20 protein-coding genes and 1 pseudogene are annotated in these 23,154 nt (G+C 70.3%); 10 read left to right on the top strand and 11 right to left on the bottom strand.

Going from position 1 to position 23,154, the window contains the following annotated elements; all coding sequences use genetic code 11:
* Positions 1 to 11 precede the first annotated feature (11 nt).
* Positions 12 to 833: a 23S rRNA (adenine(2030)-N(6))-methyltransferase RlmJ gene (gene rlmJ / locus C5708_RS11670; protein WP_242921243.1), complete on the top strand. Its 822-nt coding sequence runs from the start codon at positions 12 to 14 to the stop codon at positions 831 to 833.
* Between the two features lie 91 nt (positions 834 to 924).
* Complete coding sequence (locus C5708_RS11675) at positions 925 to 1,458, top strand: helix-hairpin-helix domain-containing protein (RefSeq protein ID WP_242921245.1); 534 nt, start codon at positions 925 to 927, stop codon at positions 1,456 to 1,458.
* 7 nt (positions 1,459 to 1,465) lie between these two features.
* Here C5708_RS11675 and meaB read toward each other — a convergent pair whose 3' ends face one another.
* A complete protein-coding gene (meaB, locus tag C5708_RS11680; RefSeq protein WP_242921247.1) occupies positions 1,466 to 2,446 on the bottom strand; it encodes a methylmalonyl Co-A mutase-associated GTPase MeaB in 981 nt (326 codons plus the stop codon).
* 97 nt (positions 2,447 to 2,543) lie between these two features.
* On the opposite strand from meaB, the gene C5708_RS11685 reads away from it, so the two are divergent.
* Both C5708_RS11685 and C5708_RS11690 read left to right on the top strand, forming a co-directional pair.
* On the top strand, positions 2,544 to 2,972 hold the full coding sequence (locus C5708_RS11685) for a DUF4112 domain-containing protein (RefSeq protein WP_242921249.1): 429 nt from the start codon (positions 2,544 to 2,546) through the stop codon (positions 2,970 to 2,972).
* 252 nt (positions 2,973 to 3,224) lie between these two features.
* Entirely contained in the window at positions 3,225 to 3,794 is a 570-nt protein-coding gene (locus tag C5708_RS11690; protein WP_242921250.1) for an OmpA family protein, read from the top strand.
* Between the two features lie 21 nt (positions 3,795 to 3,815).
* Here the strand turns inward: C5708_RS11690 and C5708_RS11695 are convergent, their stop codons facing one another.
* Positions 3,816 to 4,358 carry a hypothetical protein gene (locus tag C5708_RS11695; protein WP_242921252.1) on the bottom strand — a complete coding sequence of 181 codons (543 nt, stop codon included), beginning with the start codon at positions 4,356 to 4,358 and terminating at the stop codon, positions 3,816 to 3,818.
* On the opposite strand from C5708_RS11695, the gene C5708_RS11700 reads away from it, so the two are divergent.
* Positions 4,357 to 4,713 carry a hypothetical protein gene (locus C5708_RS11700; protein WP_242921254.1) on the top strand — a complete coding sequence of 119 codons (357 nt, stop codon included), beginning with the start codon at positions 4,357 to 4,359 and terminating at the stop codon, positions 4,711 to 4,713. The genes C5708_RS11695 and C5708_RS11700 overlap by 2 nt on opposite strands.
* A gap of 38 nt (positions 4,714 to 4,751) precedes the next feature.
* Here C5708_RS11700 and C5708_RS11705 read toward each other — a convergent pair whose 3' ends face one another.
* Positions 4,752 to 6,683 carry a peptidase M61 gene (locus C5708_RS11705; RefSeq protein ID WP_242921256.1) on the bottom strand — a complete coding sequence of 644 codons (1,932 nt, stop codon included), beginning with the start codon at positions 6,681 to 6,683 and terminating at the stop codon, positions 4,752 to 4,754.
* Positions 6,684 to 6,878: 195 nt separating this feature from the next.
* Between C5708_RS11705 and C5708_RS11710 the strand changes: the two genes are divergently transcribed.
* Positions 6,879 to 7,286: a GntR family transcriptional regulator gene (locus C5708_RS11710; RefSeq protein ID WP_242921258.1), complete on the top strand. Its 408-nt coding sequence runs from the start codon at positions 6,879 to 6,881 to the stop codon at positions 7,284 to 7,286.
* Between the two features lie 7 nt (positions 7,287 to 7,293).
* On the opposite strand, the gene scpA is transcribed toward C5708_RS11710, so the two are convergent.
* From scpA to C5708_RS11725, 3 genes are read right to left on the bottom strand one after another with little or no spacing between them, the layout of a single operon-like run.
* Positions 7,294 to 9,459 carry a methylmalonyl-CoA mutase gene (gene scpA, locus C5708_RS11715; protein WP_242921265.1) on the bottom strand — a complete coding sequence of 722 codons (2,166 nt, stop codon included), beginning with the start codon at positions 9,457 to 9,459 and terminating at the stop codon, positions 7,294 to 7,296.
* Complete coding sequence (locus C5708_RS11720) at positions 9,443 to 9,859, bottom strand: hypothetical protein (protein WP_242921267.1); 417 nt, start codon at positions 9,857 to 9,859, stop codon at positions 9,443 to 9,445. Before C5708_RS11720 ends, scpA begins: the two co-directional genes overlap by 17 nt.
* A complete protein-coding gene (locus tag C5708_RS11725; protein WP_242921269.1) occupies positions 9,856 to 11,691 on the bottom strand; it encodes a methylmalonyl-CoA mutase family protein in 1,836 nt (611 codons plus the stop codon). Before C5708_RS11725 ends, C5708_RS11720 begins: the two co-directional genes overlap by 4 nt.
* Positions 11,692 to 11,866: 175 nt before the next feature.
* Between C5708_RS11725 and C5708_RS11730 the strand changes: the two genes are divergently transcribed.
* Positions 11,867 to 12,874: a nitronate monooxygenase family protein gene (locus tag C5708_RS11730; RefSeq protein WP_242921413.1), complete on the top strand. Its 1,008-nt coding sequence runs from the start codon at positions 11,867 to 11,869 to the stop codon at positions 12,872 to 12,874.
* A gap of 13 nt (positions 12,875 to 12,887) precedes the next feature.
* Here the strand turns inward: C5708_RS11730 and C5708_RS11735 are convergent, their stop codons facing one another.
* Both C5708_RS11735 and C5708_RS11740 read right to left on the bottom strand, forming a co-directional pair.
* Positions 12,888 to 13,316 carry an NUDIX hydrolase gene (locus tag C5708_RS11735; RefSeq protein WP_242921271.1) on the bottom strand — a complete coding sequence of 143 codons (429 nt, stop codon included), beginning with the start codon at positions 13,314 to 13,316 and terminating at the stop codon, positions 12,888 to 12,890.
* A 355-nt stretch (positions 13,317 to 13,671) separates the two neighbouring features.
* On the bottom strand, positions 13,672 to 15,246 hold the full coding sequence (locus C5708_RS11740; RefSeq protein WP_242921273.1) for a peptidase S10: 1,575 nt from the start codon (positions 15,244 to 15,246) through the stop codon (positions 13,672 to 13,674).
* A gap of 202 nt (positions 15,247 to 15,448) precedes the next feature.
* Between C5708_RS11740 and C5708_RS11745 the strand changes: the two genes are divergently transcribed.
* The 3 genes from C5708_RS11745 (at position 15,449) to C5708_RS11755 (ending at position 17,961) form a co-directional block, all read left to right on the top strand.
* Positions 15,449 to 16,201 (top strand): LuxR family transcriptional regulator, encoded by a 753-nt coding sequence (locus tag C5708_RS11745; protein ID WP_242921280.1) that lies wholly within the window; start codon positions 15,449 to 15,451, stop codon positions 16,199 to 16,201.
* Between the two features lie 78 nt (positions 16,202 to 16,279).
* Positions 16,280 to 17,020 carry an acyl-homoserine-lactone synthase gene (locus C5708_RS11750; RefSeq protein WP_242921288.1) on the top strand — a complete coding sequence of 247 codons (741 nt, stop codon included), beginning with the start codon at positions 16,280 to 16,282 and terminating at the stop codon, positions 17,018 to 17,020.
* On the top strand, positions 17,020 to 17,961 hold the full coding sequence (locus C5708_RS11755) for a phytanoyl-CoA dioxygenase family protein (RefSeq protein WP_242921296.1): 942 nt from the start codon (positions 17,020 to 17,022) through the stop codon (positions 17,959 to 17,961). The genes C5708_RS11750 and C5708_RS11755 overlap by 1 nt, the downstream gene beginning before the upstream one ends.
* 341 nt (positions 17,962 to 18,302) lie before the next feature.
* Here C5708_RS11755 and C5708_RS11760 read toward each other — a convergent pair.
* The 3 genes and pseudogenes from C5708_RS11760 to C5708_RS11770 form a co-directional block, all read right to left on the bottom strand.
* A pseudogene (locus C5708_RS11760) lies at positions 18,303 to 18,476 on the bottom strand (hypothetical protein); the annotation flags it as partial.
* 95 nt (positions 18,477 to 18,571) lie between these two features.
* Positions 18,572 to 20,065: an amidohydrolase gene (locus C5708_RS11765; protein ID WP_242921298.1), complete on the bottom strand. Its 1,494-nt coding sequence runs from the start codon at positions 20,063 to 20,065 to the stop codon at positions 18,572 to 18,574.
* A gap of 166 nt (positions 20,066 to 20,231) precedes the next feature.
* On the bottom strand, positions 20,232 to 23,054 hold the full coding sequence (locus C5708_RS11770; protein ID WP_242921300.1) for a M14 metallopeptidase family protein: 2,823 nt from the start codon (positions 23,052 to 23,054) through the stop codon (positions 20,232 to 20,234).
* Positions 23,055 to 23,154: the final 100 nt, after the last annotated feature.

Here is a 23,154-nt window from a genome sequence, read left to right on the forward strand (position 1 = left end):
GAGGCCGGGCCGTGAACTATCGCCACGCCTTCCACGCCGGCAACTTCGCCGACCTGGCCAAGCACGCCTGTCTCACCGCCCTGATGGAGCGGCTGACCGCCGGGCCGGGACCGCTGACGGTCATCGACACCCACGCCGGGGCGGGGGCCTACGACCTCTCCGGCGAGATGTCGCGCAAGTCGGGCGAGGCCGAGCGCGGCGTCGCGCGGCTGATGCGCGACGAGGCCGCGCCCGAGGCGTTCGACGTGTTGAAGGCCGCCGTGGCGCGGGCCAATCCGGACGGCGAGGCGACGCTCTATCCGGGCTCGCCCGCCCTGGTGGTCGCCGCCCTGCGCGAGGACGACCGCTACATCGCCTGCGAGCTGCGGCCTGACGACCATGCCCTGCTGGCTCAGCTCCTGGCCCCGACCGGCGGCCAGGGCGAGGCGGTGATGGGCGACGGCTTCGAGGCGGCGGCGACGCGGACGCCCAAGGGGCCGACCCTGGTGTTGATCGATCCGCCGTTCGAGCGCGCCGACGACTACGCCCGCAGCGTCGCGGCGACGGCGGCGGTGCTGAAGCGCAATCCGGCGGCGGTGGTCGCCATCTGGACGCCGATCAAGGACCTGGAGACGTTCGACGCCTTCCTGCGCGACCTGGAAGGCGTCGATCCGCCGCCGACCCTGGTCGCCGAGGCGCGGCTCCAGCCCCTGACCGATCCGATGCGGATGAACGGCTGCGCGATGGTGGTGGTCGGCGCGCCCGACCTGGCCGACGAGATGCGGGCCGTCTGCGGCTGGGTGGTTTCACATCTCGGTGAGAAGGGCGGCGAGGCCCGAATTTGGACGCTCTGACGCGCAAGTTTCACGTTCGCGCTCGCGAAACGGTGTTATGTTGCGCTGCACAATTCCGGGCGATGCAGCCCTGATTGCAAGGAGCGATGTCATGAGTTCGACTCAGGAGTTGCCCGAAGCCGCACACATCGGAAAGGTCTTCAGCGCGCCCCTCGGCGCGGCCTCGCCGCTGTGGCTGGCCTATGGCGCCGTCGCCGGCGCGGGCGTGGCCTACTGGTGGCTGAGCCGCTGGGCGCGGTTCACCCATCTCGAAGCCCTGGCGGTCCCGGCCCCGGAGGCGGCGGCCGAGCCCGCGCCCGTCCTGGCGGCGCCGGCGGAAGAGCCCGTCGCGGTCGAAACCGTCCCCGCCAAACCCGTCGTTTCCGCCGCCGAAGACAAACCGGCCGCCGCTCACCCGGCCGCCCCGGCCGCGGACGGCGACGACCTCACCCGGCTGGTCGGCGTCGGCCCGAAGCTGGCCCAGGCCCTGGTCGAGCACGGCGTGAACAGCTTCGCCCAGATCGCCGCCTGGACCGATGAGGAGCTGGCCGAGATCGACCTGGCCCTCGACCTCAAGGGCCGGGCCGCGCGCGACGCCTGGGTCGCCCAGGCCAAGCAGCTGGCCGGGGACGCCCCTTCGGCCTGAGGCCGCCTCAGGCCTGGCCGAAGAACGCCGCCAGCATGCGGTCGGCGGCGACCGAGGCCGGCAGCCTGCCCTGGCGCACCGCGCCCTCCAGGTTCGGGGCCAGGACGGCGACGCCGGGTTCGGCGCGGAACGCCTGGTCCAGGCGGTCGCGCACCATCGACCACATCCAGCGGGCGTTCTGGTCGGAGCGCCGCGCGGCGCGGCCGCCGTTGGCGGTCATCACCTCGCGGTGGCGCTCGACCTGGCTCCACAGCCGGTCCAGCCCGTCGTTCCTCAGGCCCGAGGCGGTGATCACCGGCGGGGTCCAGTCGGGCGAGGCCGGCGTCAGGATGTGCAGGGCGGCGCGATAGTCGCGCGCCGAACGCTCGGCCAGGGCCGCGTCCTGGTCGGCCTTATTGATGACGATCATGTCGGCCAGTTCGATCAGGCCCTTCTTGACGCCCTGCAGTTCGTCGCCGCCGCCGGGGATGAGCAGGGCCAGGAAGAAATCGACCATGTCCGCCACCACGGTCTCGGACTGGCCGACCCCCACCGTCTCGACGATGATCACGTCGAAGCCGGCCGCCTCGCACAGCAGCATGGCCTCGCGCGTCTTGCGCGCCACCCCGCCCAGCGTGCCGCCGGAGGGCGAGGGGCGGATATAGGCGTCGGGGTCGACGGCCAGCCGCTCCATGCGGGTCTTGTCGCCCAGGATCGAGCCGCCGGTGCGCCCCGACGACGGGTCGACCGCCAGCACCGCCACCTTGCGGCCGGCGGCGGTGAGGTTGCAGCCGAGGGCTTCGATGGTGGTCGACTTGCCCGCGCCGGGCACGCCGGTGATCCCGATCCGCTGGGCCGCCCCGGTGCGCGGGATCAGGCGCTCCAGCAGGGTCCGAGCCGCCGCCTGGTGGTCGGCCCGGCGGCTTTCGACCAGGGTGATGGCCCGGGCCAGGGCGGCGCGGTCGCCGGCGATCAGCCGCGCCGTCAGGGTTTCGAGATCAAGCGTCACGGAAAGCGTCGTCGCCCATGCGTTGGCGGGGGGTCTTTTCTGGACCGGGGCGGCCCACCATGTCGACAGGGACTTGAACAGCATGGAGGCCGGAACCGTGCGCTCCGTCCCCGACGACATCCGCGCCATCTGGCGCGACGCCGACCGCATCGCCCGGCTGAGCGACCGCGTGTTCGGCTTCGGCCCGTTCAATTTCGGCCTCGACGCCGCCCTGACGCTGATCCCGGTCGCGGGCCTGGTCTATACGGTCGGCGCGGGGGCCTATCTGGTCTGGCTGGCGATCCGCGCCGGGGCCGCCCCCTTCACCCTGGTCAAGATGGCCGCCTTCGTCGCCGTCGACGCCGCGACGTCGGAGGTCCCGGTGGTCGGCGACGCGGTCGACATCCTGTTCCCCGGGCACCTGCTGGCCGCCGGCGCCCTGCGCAACGACATCGAGCGCCGCTACGGCCCCTTGCCCGACGAGCCCCGCCGGCGGTCCGGCTTCGGATGGGTCCGGCGGGCCCGGGCGCGGTGGGCGCACGCCTGAGCCTCGCTCCGACCGGGCCGGCGCGGCCGGATCACCCGCGATGGGCAGGTGCGTCCATATGCTCCACCCTGGGCTGAGGCCGGCGTGCGGGCGGCCTCAATCGCAACCTTGGCAAGGCGTGAGCGTTTTGCAGACAAGGGCGCGCGCCTCGCGGGGGCCCTTGGGGCGCCCACAAACCGCCTCTTTCGGACCCGATGGATTTCAGCGTCGAAAGACCAACCCGGGGGGGAGCAACAGGACGGAGAGACTTGCATGATCCGGCATGCGTCGAAGGTGATGATCGCGGGGGCGGTTGCGTTGGGACTGGCGGGCCTGGGCGGCTGCGCCACGAAAGACTATGTGAACGACCAGGTCGGGGCGGTGTCCACCCGCGTGACCGGTCATGACGCCAAGTTGGCGGAACTGGACCAGACGACCCGCGACGCGCTGCAGCGCGCCGAGGCCGCCGGCAAGCTGGCGGAAGGCAAGTTCGTCTATTCGATGGTGCTGTCCGACGACAGCATGAAGTTCCCCGTGGCCCAGGCCTCGCTGTCGCCCGAGGCGCAGGCCAGGCTCGACGCCTTCATCGAAAAGCTGAAGGGCGACAACCGCAACGTCTATGTCGAGGTGCAGGGGCATACCGACGCCACGGGCTCGAAGGAAGGCAACTACCGTCTGGGCGAGGAACGCGCCGAAGCGGTGCGTCGCTACCTCAACCAGCATGGGGTGGCCCTGAACCGTATCGCCACGATCTCCTACGGCGCCGACGCGCCGGTGGCGCCCAACAAGAACCGGGCGGGCCGTCAGGCCAACCGCCGGGTGGTGCTGATCGTCATGGCTTAACCGGCGGCCGCGCGTGGGCGATCAGGTCCACAGTCGCGGCGCGCCTTCTGTCCCGGCGTCGCCCGGCCCTGCGGGGCCGGCGGCTTCGGCTCGCCGCCGTTCGGGCGGCCGGCGCAGGGCGGTCACGGTCGCCCTGAGCGGGGTCGGCCACGCGTTGGTGTTGCTGGCGCTGCTCTCGCCCTGGACGGAGCGGCCCACCGCCTTCGTCCCCGAGCCGATCGTGGTGCAGTTGGTCGCGCCGCCGAGGCCGCCCGCTCCGCCGGCGCCGATCCCCGCGCCGCCGGCCCCCGTCAAGGCGCCGGCCAAGACCGCGGCGAAGGCCCCGGCCAAGGTCCCGGTCAAAACCTCGACGCCGCCGAAGGCCGCGCCGGCGAAGCCGCCGCCGCGCACGACGTTCCGCCCCGTCCAGGGCAGTCCGCGGATCACGCCGCTGGCGGCCAGCGACAGGCCGACGATCGGAGCCGGGGACGAGGTCAGCGAGGCGGAGCTGGCCGGCGCGGCGACGGGCTCCGGTTCGGGCTCTGGTTCCGGCGGCGGCGGAGGCGGCGGCGGGGACTGCAACATGCCCGCGCGCCTGCAGAGCGCCCTGCGCAAGAGCGCCATGGCCCAGGCCGCCGTGGCCAATGTCCAGGGCGGCAAGGCCATCAGGGTCTGGAACGGCGACTGGGTGAAGCACGCCGAACAGGAGGGCAGCGGGCTAGCCGCCGTCCGCGAGGCGATCATGTGGGAAGTGGCGTTTGCGCCGAAGGCCTGCCGCGCCCAGCCCGTCCACGGGCTGGTCCTGCTGTCGATGAACGACCACCCCGGCGCGCCGCGCATCGTCGTCGGCGGCGGCGTCTGGCGCTGGTCGGACCTGCTGTTTGCTCGTCCGTCGGCCGGCGTCGACGCCGCCGACCGCGATGCGCCGACGCGGCGCTGAGGCGAGCGGCGGGCGGTCTGGCCGCCCGCCGCTCGCGGTCACTTCCTGGGCGTCAGGATGTCGTCGAGCAGCGCCGCCTTGCCGGCGACCCGCTCCAGGCGCGGATAGCGAAGTCCGCCGTGGTAGTCGATCTTCACCACGCGATAGGCGTCGCCCTTCTTGACGATCAGCTCGATCGGCGTCGTCGATCCCTTGGCGGCGCGCACCGCCTCCTTCAGCCGGTCGCCCGCGTAGGCCAGGCCGTTGACCGCCACGATCTGGGCGCCGATGGTCAGGCCGGCCTTGAAGGCCGGGCCATCCCACTGCACGGCGCTGAGCGCGCCGGTCTTGTCGAGGACGAGGCCCAGGGAATAGGTCAGGTCGGTCGCCCGGCGTCGGGCCTCGGCGCTGCGGAAGTATTCGGTCGGCGCGTCGGAATAGACCAGCCGGTAGCCGCCGCGGTCCAGCCCGTCCAGCGGTGCGCCCGGGCCGTGGCCGTCGAGGCGCTGGCGCAGGAACGTCGCCCAGTCGTAGGGCTCGATCTGGTTCAGGGTCCTGACCACGTCCTCGAAGGCGTAGGTCAGCGGCTCGTAGCGGCCGTCGTCGACGCCGAAGAAGGCGCGGGCGAAGTCGTCCAGCGATTTCCTGCCCTTCGAGCGTTCGCGCAGCAGGGTGTCGACGTCCAGCCAGATCAACTGGCCTTCGGAGTAGTAGTCCTCGCTGCGCTGCCAGCTGGTCCAGGGAATGGGCCGGCGGGCGGCGATGATCGGGTCGTTGACGGTGTCCTGCATCGCGCGCCATTCGCGGCCGACGCGGTTGTCGTAGGTCGCGGCGGTGGAGGCGATGGCGTCGAGCGCCTCCTGCTTGCTCAGCAGGCCGGAACGAGCCGCCAGCACATAACCCCAATACTGGGTCTGGCCCTCATAGACCCACAGCAGACTGCCCCGCATCGGCGTGTTGAAGTTGGCGGTCCACAGGTCGGCCGGGCGGCGGAACTTGCCGTTCCAGGAGTGGGTGTATTCGTGCGGCAGCAGGTCGCGCGCGGCCGCCAGCTTGCTCCATTCGGTGAAGTAGGTCGGGGCCGTGCCGTTCTCGCTGGAGCGGTGATGCTCCAGGCCGATGCCGCCCATGCGGTCGGTCAGGGCCAGCAGGAAGTCGTAGTGGTCGTAGTGCCGCGCGCCGTACAGCTTGTCGGCCTGCTGGATCAGTCGGCGGTGGGCCTCGATCTGGTCGGGCCTGGCCTCCAGCAGTTCGGGGCTGTCGGCGACGATGTTCAGCCGCACCGGCGAACGGCCGCCCGGATCGAGGTCGATCTGCTTGTAATAGCGGCCGGCGAACATCGGCGAATCGACCAGGGTGTCGAACGGCGTGGCCTTGAACCTCACCACGCCGTCCTTGGCCGGGCCGGCGGCCTCCAGCGCCGTGCCGAAGCCCCAGCCCTGGGGCAGGCGCACGCTGGGCTCGACCTGGATCTGGCGGGTGAAATAGCCGGCGGGGTACAGCGCCACGGCGTTCCACTGCAGGTTCAGCATCTCGGGGGTGACGACGATGCGGCCCTGGGGGCCGTCGGTCGGCGAGACGAACTGGAACTCGACGTCCAGGGCGGCGACGCCTTGCGGAACCTCGACGTGGAAGGCGGCCGGCTCGATGGGGTCGCGCGTCCATTCCAGGCGCTTGCCGCCGGCGTTGATCTCAAGCCCGGCCAGCTTGTCGAGGGCCCCGCGCGAGGCGTGGCTGCCGGGCAGCCACATCGGATAGAGCAGGGTGAGCTTTCCGGCCTGGGCCACGGGCACGGTCTCGCGCACGCGGAAGATGCGGCGGTCGGTGTCGGCGGCGTCGACCTCCAGCCTGATCACGCCGGGATAGGGCGTGTCCTTCGGCGCGGCGATCGGCGCGGGCATCGGCAGCGGCTGGGGCGTGGAGGCGTCCTGCGCGAAGGCGACGCCGCTGGTCAGGCCCAGGGCCAGAACGGAAAGGATGGATGACTTCAACGGCTCCCCCGGCGTGGACGTTTCTTGGGGCGGCGGACGGTTCGGGCCGGCGCGTCCCTGGTCCGGCATAACGTGCTGCGTCCGTCGGCGCGACGAGAAACCACTTTTTCGTCCGCAGGCGTTGCCGACTCTATATGCAACTAATTATCATTATCTATCGAGGCGGCCCACGCCGCGCTGACCGAGGCCGAGGCCATGACGAACCCTTCCTTCCGCATTCACGACACCTCCGATTTCCCGCTGATCCGGTTCCGCCTGGAGGCGATGCAGCCGGGCTATGGGCCGGCCTGGTGCGCCGAAATGGACGCCCTGGTCGGCGGCGACCGCGCCTATGTGATGATCTTCCCCGAGGGCCGGCGCGAGGAGGAGCACGAAGACCGCAAGCTGCGCGGCCAATGGCTGAAGCGCAACAAGGACGCCCTGGCCCGCACCTGCCTCGGCCTGATCGTGGTCGAGCCCGACGCCGAGCGCCGCGCCGCCCTGGAGATCCAGTTTCCGCAGTTGCGCAAGGCGTTCGGCGCCCCGCAGATCGCCGCCGCCTCGCAGATCGAGGCCGAGATCGTCGGCCGGCGGCTGCTGGCCGGCGAGGCGGCCGAGGACTAGGCGGCCGCTATTCGGCCGCCCGCACCTGATCGTAGCCCAGCTCGCGGTTGAGCTTGTCCAGGAGGTCGATGGCCGCCTCGGCGATCACCGTGCCTGGCGGGAAGATCGCCGCCGCGCCCGCGTCGAGCAGGGCCTGGAAGTCTTGCGGCGGGATGACGCCGCCGACCACGATCATGATGTCGGGCCGGCCGAGCTTGGCCAGCTCCGCCTTCAGTTCCGGCACCAGGGTCAGGTGGCCGGCGGCCAGCGAGCTGGCGCCGACCACGTGGACGTCGTTCTCCACCGCCTGCCTGGCGGCCTCGGCCGGGGTCTGGAACAGCGGGCCGATGTCGACGTCGAAGCCGAGGTCGGCGAAGGCGGTGGCGATCACCTTCTGGCCGCGGTCGTGGCCGTCCTGGCCCATCTTGGCGACCAGGATTCGCGGCCGCCGGCCGTCGGCCTGTTCGAACGCTTCGACCATCGCCTTGGCCTTCTGGGTGGCGGGATGGTCGCCGGCCTCGCGCACATAGACCCCCTGGATCGCCTTGATCTCGGCCTTGTGGCGGCCGAAGACCTTTTCCAGGGCGTAGCTGATCTCGCCCACCGTCGCCTTGGCGCGGGCGGCGTCGACGGCCAGGGCCAGGAGGTTGCCGGTCCCGCGCGCGCCGTCCTCAAGCGCCTTGAGCGCGGCCTGGGTCCGGGCCTCGTCACGCTCGGCCCTCAGACGCTTCAGCTTTTCGAGCTGCTGTCCGCGCACGGCGGAATTGTCGACCTTGAGCACCGGGATGTCGTCGGCGACCTCGGGCTTGTAGCGGTTGACCCCGACCACGCTCTGGCGGCCGGCGTCGATGCGGGCCTGGGTCTTGGCGGCGGCTTCCTCGATGCGCAGCTTGGGCAGGCCCTGGTCGATGGCCTTGGCCATGCCGCCCAGCGCCTCGACTTCGTCGATATGGGCCAGGGCCTTGGCGGCGAGGTCGTGGGTCAGGCGCTCGACGTACCAGCTGCCGCCCCAGGGGTCGGCGACGCGGGTCAGGCCGCTTTCGGTCTGCAGGAACAGCTGGGTGTTGCGGGCGATCCGCGCCGAGAAGTCGGTCGGCAGGGCCAGCGCCTCGTCGAGGCTGTTGGTGTGCAGGCTCTGGGTCTGGCCGTTGGCGGCGGCCATGGCCTCGACGCAGGTGCGGGCGACGTTGTTGAACACGTCCTGGGCGGCCAGGCTCCAGCCCGAGGTCTGGCTATGCGTGCGCAGGGACAGCGAGCGCGGATCGCCCGGCGCGAACTCGCGCTTCATCAGCTTGGCCCACAGCAGGCGGGCGGCCCGCATCTTGGCCACCTCCATGAAATAGTTCATGCCGATCGCCCAGAAGAACGACAGGCGCGGCGCGAACTGGTCGACCGTCATGCCGGCGGCGACGCCGGCGCGGACGTACTCGACGCCGTCGGCGAGGGTGTAGGCCAGTTCCAGGTCGGCCGTCGCCCCGGCCTCCTGCATGTGGTAGCCGGAAATCGAGATCGAGTTGAACTTGGGCATCTCCTTCGAGGTGAAGGAGAAGATGTCCGAGATGATCCGCATCGAGGGCGCGGGCGGATAGATATAGGTGTTCCGCACCATGAATTCTTTCAGGATGTCGTTCTGGATCGTTCCTGAAAGCTTGGAGGCGGGCACGCCCTGTTCTTCCGCCGCGACGATGAACAGGGCCAGGATCGGCAGCACCGCCCCGTTCATGGTCATCGACACGCTCATCTGGTCGAGCGGGATGCCGCTGAACAGGGTGCGCATGTCGAGGATCGAGTCGATGGCGACCCCGGCCATGCCGACGTCGCCCTTCACCCGGTCGTGGTCGCTGTCGTAGCCGCGGTGGGTGGCCAGGTCGAAGGCCACCGACAGGCCCTTCTGGCCGGCGGCGAGGTTGCGGCGATAGAAGGCGTTGGAGTCCTCGGCCGTGGAGAAGCCGGCGTACTGGCGCACGGTCCACGGGTTGGTGACGTACATGGTCGGATAGGGGCCGCGGCCGAACGGCGCCAGGCCCGGATAGCCGTCCAGAAAGTCAAGGCCCGCGACGTCCTCGGGGCCGTAGATCGGCTTCAGGGCCAGGCCCTCGGGCGTGTCCCAGGCCGGAAGCTCCCCGGCGGCGGCGGACGGCGAAGCGGCGGCGGCGTCGAAGTCGAGCGCGGCGAAATCAGGAAACTTCGTCATCTTCGTCATTCCAGTCGGCCCACTCGGCTCCGTCCTCGTCGTCCTGATCGGCTTCCAGCAGCGACAGCCACACCGGGTCGGCGTCGTCGACCTGTTCGACGTCCTCCAGGAAGGCCACGGCGGTGTCGCCGTTGGGCAGCAGCAGGCCCAGCACCTCCAGGGTCTCGCCCTCCTCGGTCTCGTGCACCTCGGCCTGCACCACCAGGGCGGCGAACTCCTCGTCCTCGCCGTACCAGATCACCGGCTGGGGTTTGGCCATCTCCAGCACGCGGCCGTTGAAGGTGTCGCCCAGGGCGAAGACGGCGTCGGCCTGCTCGACGTCGCTGGGCGCGGCGACATGGCCGCTGAAGGTCTTGGCCGACCGCCAGTCGGCCGCCGAGAATCCCGGACGCGCGGTCATGGCGCGATCTCCCCTTCGAGGGCGCGGGCGAGGATGTCGAGCACGTCGGCGCCCGCGAAGACGAACTCATCGACCCCGGCGCGCCGCAGTTCGGCCTCCAGCTCGCCGGGGCGGCCGGCCAGATAGAGGCGGCGCACGCCCGAGGCCTTCAGCGCCGCCGCCGCCGCCACGCCTTCGGCGGCGTAGCGTTCGTCGGACGAGCAGATCACCGCCAGGGGCGCGTGCGAGGGCCGGTAGTCGGCGGCGGGCCCGGCCTCGGGCCGGACGCCGCCGGCGGCGAACAGGTTCTGGGCGAAGCCGACGCGGCCGGTGTAGTCGGAAGGGCCGCCGAGCGTGGCCAGATAGATCGCGGGCGCGGGCGACATGGCCTCGGCCCGGTCGCGCAGGCGTTCGAAGGGTTCGGCCAGCCGGGTGGGCGTCAGCGGCGGGCAACGGGCGTCGGGGCCGGGCAGGCGGGCGTCGACCGTCTTGGCGAAGGCGGCGGGGTTGACGGTCTCGACCTCGACCGGGGCCTCGCCGAGATTGGGGAACTCGGAGACGCCGACGATCCCGTCCTTGCGCTTGGCGATGGCGGTCTCGCGGGCGACGCGGGCCTTGGCGGCCTCGGCGGCGACATGGCCGCCGGCCAGGGCGGCGACGGCGCCGCCGGCCTGTTCGATCGCCCGGAACGCCGCCCAGCCGGCGCGGGCCAGGGCGTCGGTCAGGTGTTCGAGATACCAGGAGCCGCCGGCCGGATCGGCGACGCGGCCGAGCTGGCTTTCCTCCATCAGCACCAGCTGGGTGTTGCGCGCCTGGCGGCGGGCGAGGGCGCTGGGCAGGCCGATGGCGTCGGTGAAGGGGGCGAGGACCACGGCGTCGGCGCCGCCGGCGGCCGCGCCGAAGCCGGCCGAGGTCAGACGCAGCAGGTTCACCCAGGCGTCGCGCCGGGTCAGCATCCGCCGCGACGAGCGCGCCTCGATGCGGGCGGCGGTCGGCGGCGCTCCGCAGGCGGCGACGATCTTGGCCCAGATCAGCCGGGCGGCCCGCAGCTTGGCGACGTCGGTGAAGTATTCGCCGTCGACCGCCACGCCGAGGACGATGCGCCCGAAGGCCTCGTCCAGGGGCAGGCCGGCCCGGTCCAGGGCCTTGGCGTAGGCCAGGGCGGCGGCGGCCATGAAGCCCAGCTCCAGCGCTTCGCCGCCGCCGGCTTCGTGGGTGACGCGCCCGGAGGCCAGGAACAGCGTCGCCTTGGGATAGGTCGTCGCCAGGCGCGCGCCCGTCGTGGCGGCGGAGACGACATGGCTTTCGACCGGGCCGGGGCTGGCGCCGGCCTCGGCGAAGGCGCTCAGCGGGTCCATGTGGAAGGCCAGCGGCGCCTGGGGCGCGGCCTTGGCCAGGGCGGCCAGCCAGTCGGCGGCCCTAGGGCCGAGAAAGCCGGCGTCGAGGGCCACGGGGGCCAGGTCGAGCAGCACGCCGTCCAGAACCCGGGCCAGGTCGTCCTGGCCGCCGACGGCCACGCCGGCGCGGCCGGTCGGGTCGATGCGGACCACCACCGAGGCGGCGCCGCCTTCGAGGTCCTTCATGACGTCGACATTGGCGCGGGCAGGATCGGGATGGGCGATCGCGGTGCGCAGATCCCAGGGCCGTTCGGGGTCGCCGGGCGCGGCGCGGGCGGGCGAAGCCGCGGCGTCGCCGGCGGTGTAGAGCGGCTGAATCTCGACGCCGTCATAGGTGCGCGAGACAAGTTTTTTGTCGAAAGACGCGCCTTTCAGAGTTTTTTCGACGATGGCCAGCCAGTCGGCGCGCGAAGGCGCGTCGAAATCCTGGGCTAGGGGAATAAGGGTGTCGGCCATGCGCGCCCTTCCGGGTCCGTCCTTCATAGAATAGACCGCGACATGCGCCGCCGCCACGCGTCGCGTCAACCGCGCCCTGACGTCAAGGGCGTCTTGTCCATGTTGGATTTACGCTGTATCCAACAAGTGTTTGAATCGTGTCGCCCAGGTGGGCGACCTGTCGGGAGACGATTTCATGGCCTTGCCGCCGATCCTTCGCGACCGCCTGCGCCTGCCCGTGATCGGCTCGCCGCTGTTCATCATCTCCAATCCCGATCTGGTGATCGCCCAGTGCAAGGCCGGCGTCGTCGGCTCGTTCCCGTCGCTGAACGCCCGGCCGGTGTCGCTGCTGGACGAGTGGCTGCACCGCATCACCGAGGAGCTGGCCGCCTGGGACAAGGCCCACCCCGAGGCGCCGTCCGCGCCGTTCGCCGTCAACCAGATCGTCCACAAGACCAACAACCGGCTCGAGCAGGACCTCGAACTGTGCGTCAAGTGGAAGGTCCCGGTGGTGATCACCTCGCTGGGCGCGCGCGAGGACCTCAACGCCGCCATCCATTCCTACGGCGGGATCACCCTGCACGACGTCATCACCAACCGGTTCGCCCGCAAGGCGGTCGAGAAGGGCGCCGACGGCCTGATCCTGGTCGCCGCCGGCGCCGGCGGCCATGCCGGAACCCTGTCGCCCTTCGCCCTGACCCAGGAGGTCCGCGAGTGGTTCGACGGGCCGGTGGCCCTGTCCGGCTCCATCGCCAACGGCCGCGCCATCCTGGCGGCCCAGGCCATGGGCGCGGACGTCGCCTATATCGGCTCGGCCTTCATCGCCACCCAGGAGGCCAACGCCCCCGAGGGCTACAAGCAGATGATCGTCGACAGCGTCGCCGACGACATCGTCTATTCGAACCTGTTCACCGGCGTGCACGGCAACTACCTGAAGCCGTCGATCGCCGCCGCCGGTCTCGACCCGGACAACCTGCCGGTCAGCGATCCGTCGAAGATGAACTTCGGTTCGGGCGGCAATCAGGACGCCAAGGCCTGGCGCGACATCTGGGGCTGCGGCCAGGGCATCGGCGCGGTCAAGTCGGCCCCCAGCGCCGCCGAGATGATCGCCCGCCTGTCCGAGGAGTACGAGGACGCCAAGGCGGCCCTGGCGGCCAAGACCGCCCTGACCTCGGGGGCCAGGATGGCCCTGGCGGCCGAATAGGCGCGCCAACCCTTCAGGGAGAGCTGGGCTCGGCCAGGGCGGCGATCAGGCGGCTGAGCTCCGGCTCGGCCACCGCCGCCGCGGCGTCGGCGACGCTGAACCAGCGGCGGGTCCTTTGGCCTTTCTCGGGCCAGACCTTGCGTTCCTTGGCGACTTCCAGCGGGTAGACGTCGACCTCGCACGGCTGGATCGCCCCGGTCTTCAGCCGCTTGGGATAGGTGTAGAACCCGATCGGCGCGACGGCGATGCGGCCGACCAGCCCGGCCTCCTCCAGGGCCTCGAGGGCCGCGGCGTGATGCGGCAGGCGTCCGCGCATCGGCCAGCCCTTGGGCACCACCCATCGCTTGGTGCCGCGCGACGAGATCAGCAGCACCCGCACCTCGCCGTCCTCCCGCCGGAAGGGCAGGGCGGCGATCTGCAGCCGGCGCTCCCCGCGAAACACCCTGAGGTCCCGGTGCGGCCCAGGCATCAGCGCGCCCGCGTGGACGCGGCGTTCGCTTCTGCGGTCTTGACGATCCGGGTTCTCACGATCCGCCGGCCTCTCGAATGGGGCGTCGACGACCGGGGCGGCCCCGGCGTGGGGCGCTGTCCGCGTCGGCGCCGGAACTCATCTTTCGCGGCGGCGCGAGCCTAGAGCAAAACGGCGGCGATCCCCATCGCCTTCCGCGCGCGGCGCGTCGTCGCGCCCTGGTCCTACGCCATCTCGCGGCGCAAGTGAATTGATCTGTATTCGGATTATATAGCCGTCGCTTCCGGCGGCCGGTCCGGGCCCGCCCGAAGGCGGGCCCGGAGAGCTCTCATCGCGGGGCGGCCTGGTCGTAGAACCGCTCCAGGTCGGCGCGCATCTGCTTCAGCACGTCGACGCTGAGATAGGCCATGTGGCCGGACGGATAGTAGGTGAAGGCGACGTTCTGGCGCTGCTCGGGTTCGAGCTGCATGTGGGAGAGGTCGAACTCGGTGCCGAAGAACGGCGTGGCCATGTCGTACCAGCCGTTCATCGACAGCACCTTCAGATGCGGGTTCTCGCGCAGCGCGCGGCCCAGGTCGACCGCGGTGTTGGGGGCCAGCATCCGCCCGCCGTTCGGGCCCTTGTGGGTCCAGTCCCAGCTGGCGTTGGCGCCGTCGGCGCTGCGGCGATATTCCAGGTCGGTCTGATAGCCCAGCTCGCCGACGACATAGTCGTGGAAGCTGCTCAGATAGGCCGAGGTGATCGCCGTCGAGGACGGGTCGAATTCCGGGTCCTCGCCGGCCGCGTCGGCGTCGACGCCGGTGAAGCGCGAGTCGAACCGGCCCAGGGTCTTGCGCTGGTCGCGCAGCAGCTCCTTGCGGAAGCGCGACAGGTCGACCCGCAGATTGGCCGATTTCACGAAATCGACGGGCAGGCCGGTATAGGCGGCGAGCTGGCGGGCGACGGCGTCCTTTTCGGCGTCGGGCACGTTGTGGCCCTTGGCCAGCGCCGCCTCGTAGGGGCCCTCCGCCCAGGCGCGCACCTGCTGGAGGAAGGTCGGCAGGTCGGCCGGCCGGTCGGCCAGGCGGTTATGGTACCAGGCGGTGGCCGCGAAGCTGGGCAGGTAGGTGACATAGATGCGGTCGAAGCCCGGCTGGCGCACGCCGTAGTTCATGATCGAGGACAACAGCACGACGCCGCTGAGGTCGAGGCCGTCGTTCTGCAGGCGGTTGGCCAGCGCGCCCGAGCGGGTGGTGCCGTAGGACTCTCCCAGCAGGAACTTGGGCGAGTTCCAGCGGCGGTTGATCTCGACCCAGCGTTCGATGGCCTTGGCGAAGGCGTCGACGTCCTGGTCGACGCCGTAGAAATCCTTGCCCTTGGCGTCGCCGAGGGGACGCGAATAGCCGGCGCCGACCGCGTCGATGAACACCAGGTCGGAGCGGTCGAGCAGGGTGTGCTCGTTCGGCTCCACCACATAGGGCGCCGGGGCGGTGTTGGCGGGCGATCCGGTGCGCACCCGCACGGGGCCGACCGAGCCCATGTGCAGCCACAGGCTCGCCGAGCCGGGACCGCCGTTATAGAGGAACGTCACCGGCCGCTTGCCGCCCTTGGGGGCGTCGGCGACATAGGCGACATAGAACACGCTGGCCGAGGGCTTGCCGTCGGCGGCGCGGATGGTCAGCGTGCCGGCGGTGGCCTGATAGCGGATGGTCTTGCCGCCGGCGGTGATCGAATGGGCGGTGGTCTTGGCGGTCTCGGCCACCGGGGCCTGGGCGGTGGCGGCCTCGATCTTCTCGGCGAGGCTTTCCTTCCTGCCCTTGGCCGCCGCCTCGGCCTTGGCCTCTCCGGGCGGCTCTGCGGCGAAGGCGCCGAAGGGCGCGGCGAGCAGGGTCGCCGCGACGGCGGCGTACATGATCTTACGCAATCTTCTCTCCCCGAAACTGGAGCCGTCCGTTATGAGGACGGCGTCGTGTCATCCGTGTTAGTGTTTATGGAAGCTGGGGCCAAGTGCTCAGAACCTCAACAAACATCCGTTTGTTTTGTAGAATATTTTTCAATACTCGCGTTTCCCGCGCTTGCAGCCGGGGCAGGTGTGGTGTTCCCCTGATATCGGAGGGGGAGGTTGCTTGACGCACCCGCTGACCAATTCGGACGTGGCCCGCCGCGCCTTTGACGCGATCGCGCAGGCGCAGCGCGCGGACTCGTTCGTCGAGCTGAACCATGTGCTCGGCAAGCGGATCTCCGAGCTGGGCTTCGACACCTATGTCGGCGTCAACGTCCTCGATCCCGGCGGCCGCGCCAACCATCAGGTCATCTTCGGCGCGACCCACGACGCCTGGGAGGCGCACTACGCCGCCAACAACTATTCCGCCCACGACGCGGTGCTGCGCGAGATCATCAGCGGCCTCGATCCGCTGTTCTGGAGCGACGTCACCTCCAAGCGGCCCTTGGACATCGACGAACTCAGAATCTACAACGAAGCCGCCGAGCACGGGCTGCACGAGGGGTTCATGACCCCGATCCACGGACTGGACGGTTCGTTGTCGGCGGTGCTGCTGATCGGCGAGCACGCCGATTCCCACGATCCGGACATCCGCGCCGCCGCCCATCTGATGTCGCTGTACTACGGCTCGATCGGCACGCGCCTGCGCCGCCGCGACGAGCTGCGCACCCTGACGCCGGTCAAGCTCACCCCGCGCCAGCTCGAATGCCTGAAGTGGGTCCGCCACGGCAAGAGTTCGACCGACATCGGCGATTTGATGGGCCTGTCGTCCCGAACCGTCGAGCACTACCTCGCCGACGCGTGCAACCGGCTGGGCGTGCGCACGCGGGCCCAAGCCGTGGTCGAGGCCTCGCTTCGGGGGATCATCACCCTGTAAATAGGGTAAGGTTACCGTAGGGCGGTCGGACCCCGGCCCCGCTATCCGTTGGACGCTTTAGTCCGGTGGAGGCGGATAATGAAGGTCCACATCATTACAAGCGCCAATCGCGCTGTCTACGGCCGCGAGCTCGAGCAGATGCATCGGCTGCGGCACGAAATCTTCGTCGAGGAGCTGGGCTGGACCGACCTATGGTCGGCCGAAGGCGTCGAGCGCGACGACTTCGACGACGAGCACGCCGTCTATCTGGCGGCGATCGACGACGGCCGGGTGCAGGGCAGCCTGCGGCTGCTGCCGACCTGGAAGCGCTGCATGATCACCGAGCGCTTCCCGCAGTGGGCCGACATGGCCCCGGTCGAGGCGGGCGGCGGCGTCTGGGAATGGACGCGCTGGTGTCCCGGCACAACCCGCCGCCCCCGCGCGCTGATCAAGGCGCGGGCCGCGCTGATCGTCGGGGCGCTGGAGTTCGCCCGCTCGCGCGGGGTCGAGACCTATCTGACCTTCTGCGAGACCAAGTTCCTGCCCCAGCTCGTCGAGCTGGGCTGGGCGCCCGAGCCGCTGGGCCTGCCGCGGTCGTTCGACCAGGGATCGGCGGTGGCGGTGCGCTGGACGGTGCGGCGCGACCACCTGTCGGCCGCGCGGCGTCTGTTCCGCATGCAGGACACCACCGCCTTCGAGGCGCCGGCCTGCTTTGACGAGGGCCGTTCGTGGGACCCGATCGCGCTGGAGCAGCGCATCTTCGGCGACGCCCCCGTCGGCGGGCTCTCGGAGGTCGGCCCGACGCCTCTGGAAGCCATGATCGTGCAGGGGAGGGCGTGATGGGCGTCGACAACGGATCGACGGCGCTGGGCAGCTTCCTGCCCCGGCTGCCGGTCGGGGCGGGGGCGGCCGAGGCGACGGCCCTGCTTCAGGAACACGGCGTGCTGGTGATCGAAAACGCCCTGGCCGTCCGCGACCGCCACGCGGTCGACGAGGGGCTGGAGCCCTGGTTCGAGGCGGCGCGGCACGGCGCGGGCCCGTTCTTCGGCCGCCAGACCCGGCGGTTCGGCGGCCTGTTCGCCAAGGCGCCGGCCTGCGCGGGCCTGGCCTTGCACCCCCTGGTGCTGGAGGTGATGGAGACGGTGTTGAAGGGGCCAGCCGAGGCGCCGGTCTGCGACTCCATCGAACTGAACCTGACCCAGGCCATCGGCATCGAGCCGGGCGAGGGGGCCCAGTTCCTGCACCGCGACGAAGAACTTTGGCCGTTCGCCCGCAGTTTCGAGGTGATGGCCAATGCGATGTGGATGCTGGACGACTTCACCGAGGAGAACGGCGCCACCCGCCTGATCCCCGGCAGCCACCGCTGGCCGCGCGATCGCGAGCCCCTGCCGGGCGAGGCGCTGACCGCCGAGGCCCCCAAGGGCTCGGTGGTGCTGTGGCTCGGCGGCGTGTTGCACGCCGGCGGGGCCAACCGCTCGGCGGCGATCCGCCGGGGGGTGGTGATGAGCTACAAGCTGGCCTGGCTGACGGGCGGGGAGCGGCTGCTGCTCTCGACGCCGCCGGAGGTGGCCCGCCACCTGCCGGAACGGCTCCAGCGCCTGCTGGGCTACCAGCTCCATCGACCCAACCTCGGCTGGGTGGAGGGGCAGGACCCCATCCGCTGGCTGCGGGGCGAGATCGGCCAGCTGGCTGAAGTGCACGACAACCTTTCCGACCAACACGTGGCCCTGTTGGACGCCGTAGAGCGCGACCCGGCCGCCTTCGCAGGATACCTGTCATGACCACATCGATGCTGCGCATGTTGTTCGACGCCGCCGGCCTGGACGAGGACGTGCGGCACGAGGGGGAGGGCTATTCCTCCCCGCCGCGTCGGCCGGTGGGCTATGACGGACCGCCCCTGTCGTCGGACGAGAGGACGGTGGTGGGCCGCTTCGAGGCGCTAGGCGCGCGCGACCGCCGCCTGGTGCTGGAGATCGTCCGGCGGGTTATGGAGATCGAAGACGAAGGCGGGGAAGACGTCGCGGAGGCGATGATCGAGCGCGTGATGCTGATCATGCGCGGAACGGAACGCCTGTCCTAGATCGCTGTCCTGCGCCGCCCGCTGCTCCAGCAGCCGACGGTAGCGCGACAGCATCCGCTCCAGGGTGGAACGCTTGACCGGACGGCCTTCGCGCAGCTTGCGCCAGGTGGTCTCGCTGATGGCGTAGACCTTGAACAGTTGCTCGCGCGTGATCGCCGGCAGCTCCCGCTTGAGCAGTTCGAAATCGGCGGGAGTGATGGAAACGACCTCGGCCATGCGGTTTGGGTCTCCGGGGAGGAAAAGGGGAGGCCGACGCGGGCAGGAAACCGCGTCGGCCGGCGGGACGGGCCTTCGGATGAAGGTCCGTCCCGCTATTCGCCCGCCTGGCCGCCGTGCGGCTTGCGGTAGTCGAGCGGCGGCTTGCGGTCGCCGAGCATGGCTTTGTAGCTGAAGTTCGGACCCCGTTTCTTGTCCAGCTCGGCCTTGGCCTGCTTGATGAGGTCGGGGTTCGAGAACAGGTCGGCGCCGGTCAGCGACAGGGTCTTGGCGGCGTTGACCGCGCCCTTGACGCCGATGGTCGAGCCGGCCGCCGCGACGTTCTGCCAGCTGTGGCCGGCCGAGCCGGGCACGAAGGTCGCCGTGCTGAGGCCGACGGTCGGCACCACCCAGCTGATGTCGGCCACGTCGGTCGAGCCGCCGCCGTCGCCGTCGACGCCGTAGGGCTGCACCTGCTTGACGCTGTCCAGGGGCGGCGCGCCGGGCGTGAGGCTGGTCGCCAGCTTCTGGGCGAAGGCGGTCTCCTCGGCTGTCCAGGTGATGCCGCCGACCCGGCGCAGGTTGGAATCCATCACCCGGCCGAGGGTGTCGTTGGGCAGCATGTTGTAGACGCCGCCGGTGATCTCGACCTCGACGGAAGTGCCGGTGGCCATCGCCGCGCCGTCGGCGGCCTTGCTCACCCGTTGCCAGACGTCGCGGACGATCTGCGGATCGGTGTGGCGGACATAGTAATAGACCTCGGCGAAGTCGGGCACCACGTTCGGCGCGCTGCCGCCGCTGGTGATGACGTAGTGGATGCGGGTCTTGTCCGGCACGTGCTCGCGCAGGAAGTTGGTGGCGACGTCCATGATCTCGACGCCGTCGAGGGCCGAGCGGCCCTTCCAGGGCGCGCCGGCGGCGTGGGCCGAGGCGCCGTGGAAGCGGAACTTGCCGCTGATGTTCGACATCGACACGCCTTGCGAGGCGCTGTTGGCGTTGCCGGGGTGCCAGTGCAGGGCGACGTCGACGTCGTTGAACAGCCCTTCGCGGACCAGATAGACCTTGCCCGAGCCGCCTTCCTCGGCCGGCGCGCCGTAGACGCGCAGCTCGCCCTTGACGTTGTGCTTGACCATCCACTGCTTCAGCGAGACGGCCGCGCCCACCGAGGCGGCGCCGAACAGGTTGTGGCCGCAGCCGTGGCCGGCGGCCTGGCCGGCGATGGGGCTGCGGGTCGGCTCGGCCTTCTGGGCCAGGCCGGGCAGGGCGTCGAACTCGGCCAGGACGGCGACCACGGGGCCGGCGCCGTTCTTGTAGCTGGCGACGAAGGCGGTCGGCATGCCGGCGACGCCGGCCTTGACGTCGAAGCCGGCGGCGCGGAGCTGCTCCTGCAGCACGGCCGTGCTCTTGGTCTCCTGGTAGCCGACCTCGGCGAAGCCCCAGATCTTCATGGCGGCGTCGGAGATTTGCGCGGCGTCGGCGTCGACGTTCTTGAGGATTTCAGCCCGGTCGGCGTCGGTCAGGCCCTTGGCTTGCGCGCCCGAGGCGGCGATCAGGGCCGCGGCCAGCGCGCCGCCGGCCAACAGGCTGCGGCTGAAAGTAGAAATCCTCATTACGGTCTCGCCCCCTTGATTATGTCTTGGCTGACCGCCGCTCGACGGCCGAAACATAAGACGCAAGCAGGGCGCGAAGCCTCACTCGTCAGAAACGAAAAACGGGCCGCCCCCATGCGTTTTGGGGACGGCCCGTTCCGTTACGGCAGGTCGGGGTGGCCGATCGTTACTTTCCGGCGGTCGCCGGGCCGTAATAGAGGGCGTTGAACATGAACTTGAAGGTGCCGTGCGGCTGGGCGCGCATGGCGACCTCCGGGCCCATCAGGAACACCTTGCCCTTGCCGGCGGTGGCGTCGACTACGGCGGTGGTCCCATCCAGATACTGCTGCCCCCAGGCCCAGCCGCTGCGCAGCACGTGCTGGCCGGAGAACCAGGCCACCGACTTCACGTCCTTGGCCCCTTCGTTCAGTTTGAACACCGGGCTGTGGTCGAAGAACATGTCGACCGACGACGGCACGCCGAACGCCAGCGGGGCGGTGTTGTCGACCTTGGCCTCCAGCAGCGAGCCGGGGACGTAGTACTTGGTCTTGGGCAGCGGCTTGGCCTTGCCGTCGACCATCTCGGCCGGGCCACGGGTCACCGGCAGCTTCATGAACGAAGCCAGCCCGGTCGAGCTGCCGATGGCGACCACCGAGCCGCCCTGGCGGACGAACTTGTCGACCTGCGGCAGGGTCTTGTCGCCGCTGATCTCGCCGAGCCACGAACGGTACTGGGCCGGGATGTCCTCGGGCTTGGGCTGGCGGCCCGACATGTTGGCCGCGCCCCGGAACATGCCGTCGCTGAACGCCCCTTCCGAGATCGCCGAATCCGGGAACAGCAGGACGTCGAAGTCCTTGTTCAGGTTCCCGGCGTCAAGACGCTGCGGATAGACCACCTTGTAGGGCGTCTCGAACTGTTCGAGCGTCCACTGGATCCAGCCGCCGCTCATCAGGCCGCCATAGACGTCGACCACGCCGACGCGGATCGGCTTGAGCTTGATGGTGTCGCCGGCCGGCTTGTCCCCGACGGCGTAGACGTCGATCCCGAGCTGGGCGGCGCCCTTGTCGAGGATGGCGCGGGACTGGGCCGAGGCCGGAACCCAGATGGCCCCGGGCGCGAAGTCCTTGCCGCCGGCCGAAGCCTTGTCCTTGAGCCAGAACACCGGCTGGCCGGCCTTGAGCAGGCGGTTGGTCAGTATGACCGCGTCGTTGATCTCGTGGCTGATCAGGAAGCCGGCCTTGCCGTCGCCGACGATATGGCCGGGCGTCGGCTTGATCAGGTCCTCGGTCACCGGCTGGAACGGCCCGGTCAGGGCGTCCTGAACGCGGTCGTACTTGACCCCCATCTGCATGGCCAGGGTGTAGCCGGTGGCGTCATAGGGCGGCACGGGCGGGCCGCCCGGATAGGCGAAGTCGTTCGGGTGGTCCTGCGGTTCGAACATGTCGCGCAGGTGCGGACGATAGGCCTGGGCGGCCTGCACCACATAGGAGCCGGCCGGATAGGTCTTGCCGCCGGCGGTGAAGCCCTGGGTGGCGCGCTCGACCTTGACGCCCGCCTTCATCAGCGCGTTCAGGAACTTGACCGCGGTGGGGAAGTCGGCCTGGTCGGCGGGGATGACATAGGCCCGCGCGTCGCGCTTGGCCGGGTCGTGCAGCACGGTGTCGTAGAGGGCCGGATCGGCGACGCCCTTGACCCAGGACGGCGGCAGGCCGGTGTTCTCCATCGCCGCCTTGCGGGCCGCTTCCGGCTCGGCCTTGTCGGCGGCCTTGAGGGCGTCGATGCGGCTGGCGGTGACGGTCCAGTTGTCCGTATCGCCGCGGGCGATCGAATTGGCGCCCATGCGGTAGATGTTGAACAGCACCTTCTCGCGGTTGTCGGCCGCGTAGGTCAGCACCGCGCGGTTCATCGACATCGAATAGTCGATCGACTGCTTCAGGTGCCAGGTCTGCGGCTTGATCGGCAGGGGCAGGTCGTTGCGCGGCAACTGGTTGTCCGGCACCAGCGGCAGGGGCATCGGCGTCGGGTTGCCGATGATCTCGGTCAGGATGCCGACGGCGTTGTGGAAATAGGCGACCGTGCGCTCCATGCCGTTGTTCCACGTCGAATAGGACGCGGCCGAGCGCATGGCCGATCCGCCCTTGCCCTCCGAGATCAGCCGGCTGTGCATCGCCGCGCCGACCTCGCTGAGCTGGCTCATGATCAGCGGATCGTAGTTGTAGTTGAACGGGTCGCGGAACGGCGGAATGAACACCACCGCGCCCAGCGGGCCGGTCTGGTGGTGGTTGTAGATGATCTGCGGGAACCACTCGCGGAAGAAGATCCGGTTGAGGTTCGTGGTCTCCTTCATGGCCGACATGTAGGAGTCGCGGTTGTTGTCGTGGCCGACGTACTTCTGGAACAGCACGGGCGGCGCGCCGGCCCCGCCGAAGCCGCCGGTGTCGCGCTTCTTGGGATCGGGGTTGCGCATGTACCAGTCGGCCAGCAGCTCCTGGCCGTCGGGGTTGGCCTGGCCGAACAGGATGACGACGTTGTCGCGGATGCGCTTGGCCTCGGGATCGTCGCTGGCGATCATGTCGTAGACGCCCTGGATCAGGGCCTGGGCGTGCTCGACCTCGTTGGCGTGCATGCCGCCGTCGATCCACACCACCGCCTTGCCTTCGGCGGCGAGGGCGCGGGCCTGGTCGTCGGTGAGGCCCTCGGCGCTCGCCAGGCGCTTGGCGATGTCGCGATAGCGGTCGAGCTTGGCCAGGTTCTCCGGCGAGGAGACGATCATCATGTACTGGCGGCGGCCTTCGGAGGTCTCGCCGATGTCGACCATCTTCGCCCGGTCGGTCTCGGTCGCCAGCTTCTTCCAGTAGGTTTCGAGCTGGGTGTAGTTGGCCAGGAAATAGTCCTCGCCGATGTCGTGGCCCAGGGCCTCGCGCGGCGTGGTGATGCGGCCCTGCGCGCCGGCGAACGACGGCTGCCATGCGGCCGCGATGACGGCGGCCGCGAATAGAGCTTTCTTCATGTGAAGCCCTCCCTCCCTTTTTGGGGCGGAGAGCCAAGCCTCCCCCTCCCGACCGTTAGACGGCGCGTGGCGCGATATCCTCAGCGCCCGCCGCCCGGCG

Source organism: Caulobacter sp. CCUG 60055, from assembly GCF_022750545.1.
GTDB lineage: Bacteria > Pseudomonadota > Alphaproteobacteria > Caulobacterales > Caulobacteraceae > PUIC01.

Coding starts and splice junctions, on each gene's coding strand:
- C5708_RS11755 (WP_242921296.1), top strand. CDS start 17,020: ATGGGCGTCGACAACGGATCGACGGCGCTGGGCAGCTTCCTGCCCCGG.
- scpA (WP_242921265.1), bottom strand. CDS start 9,459: ATGACGAAGTTTCCTGATTTCGCCGCGCTCGACTTCGACGCCGCCGCC.
- C5708_RS11765 (WP_242921298.1), bottom strand. CDS start 20,065: ATGAGGATTTCTACTTTCAGCCGCAGCCTGTTGGCCGGCGGCGCGCTG.
- C5708_RS11770 (WP_242921300.1), bottom strand. CDS start 23,054: ATGAAGAAAGCTCTATTCGCGGCCGCCGTCATCGCGGCCGCATGGCAG.
- C5708_RS11730 (WP_242921413.1), top strand. CDS start 11,867: ATGGCCTTGCCGCCGATCCTTCGCGACCGCCTGCGCCTGCCCGTGATC.
- C5708_RS11690 (WP_242921250.1), top strand. CDS start 3,225: ATGATCCGGCATGCGTCGAAGGTGATGATCGCGGGGGCGGTTGCGTTG.
- C5708_RS11675 (WP_242921245.1), top strand. CDS start 925: ATGAGTTCGACTCAGGAGTTGCCCGAAGCCGCACACATCGGAAAGGTC.
- C5708_RS11725 (WP_242921269.1), bottom strand. CDS start 11,691: ATGGCCGACACCCTTATTCCCCTAGCCCAGGATTTCGACGCGCCTTCG.
- C5708_RS11695 (WP_242921252.1), bottom strand. CDS start 4,358: ATGTTGCAGTCCCCGCCGCCGCCTCCGCCGCCGCCGGAACCAGAGCCC.
- C5708_RS11710 (WP_242921258.1), top strand. CDS start 6,879: ATGACGAACCCTTCCTTCCGCATTCACGACACCTCCGATTTCCCGCTG.
- C5708_RS11720 (WP_242921267.1), bottom strand. CDS start 9,859: ATGACCGCGCGTCCGGGATTCTCGGCGGCCGACTGGCGGTCGGCCAAG.
- C5708_RS11700 (WP_242921254.1), top strand. CDS start 4,357: ATGCCCGCGCGCCTGCAGAGCGCCCTGCGCAAGAGCGCCATGGCCCAG.
- C5708_RS11750 (WP_242921288.1), top strand. CDS start 16,280: ATGAAGGTCCACATCATTACAAGCGCCAATCGCGCTGTCTACGGCCGC.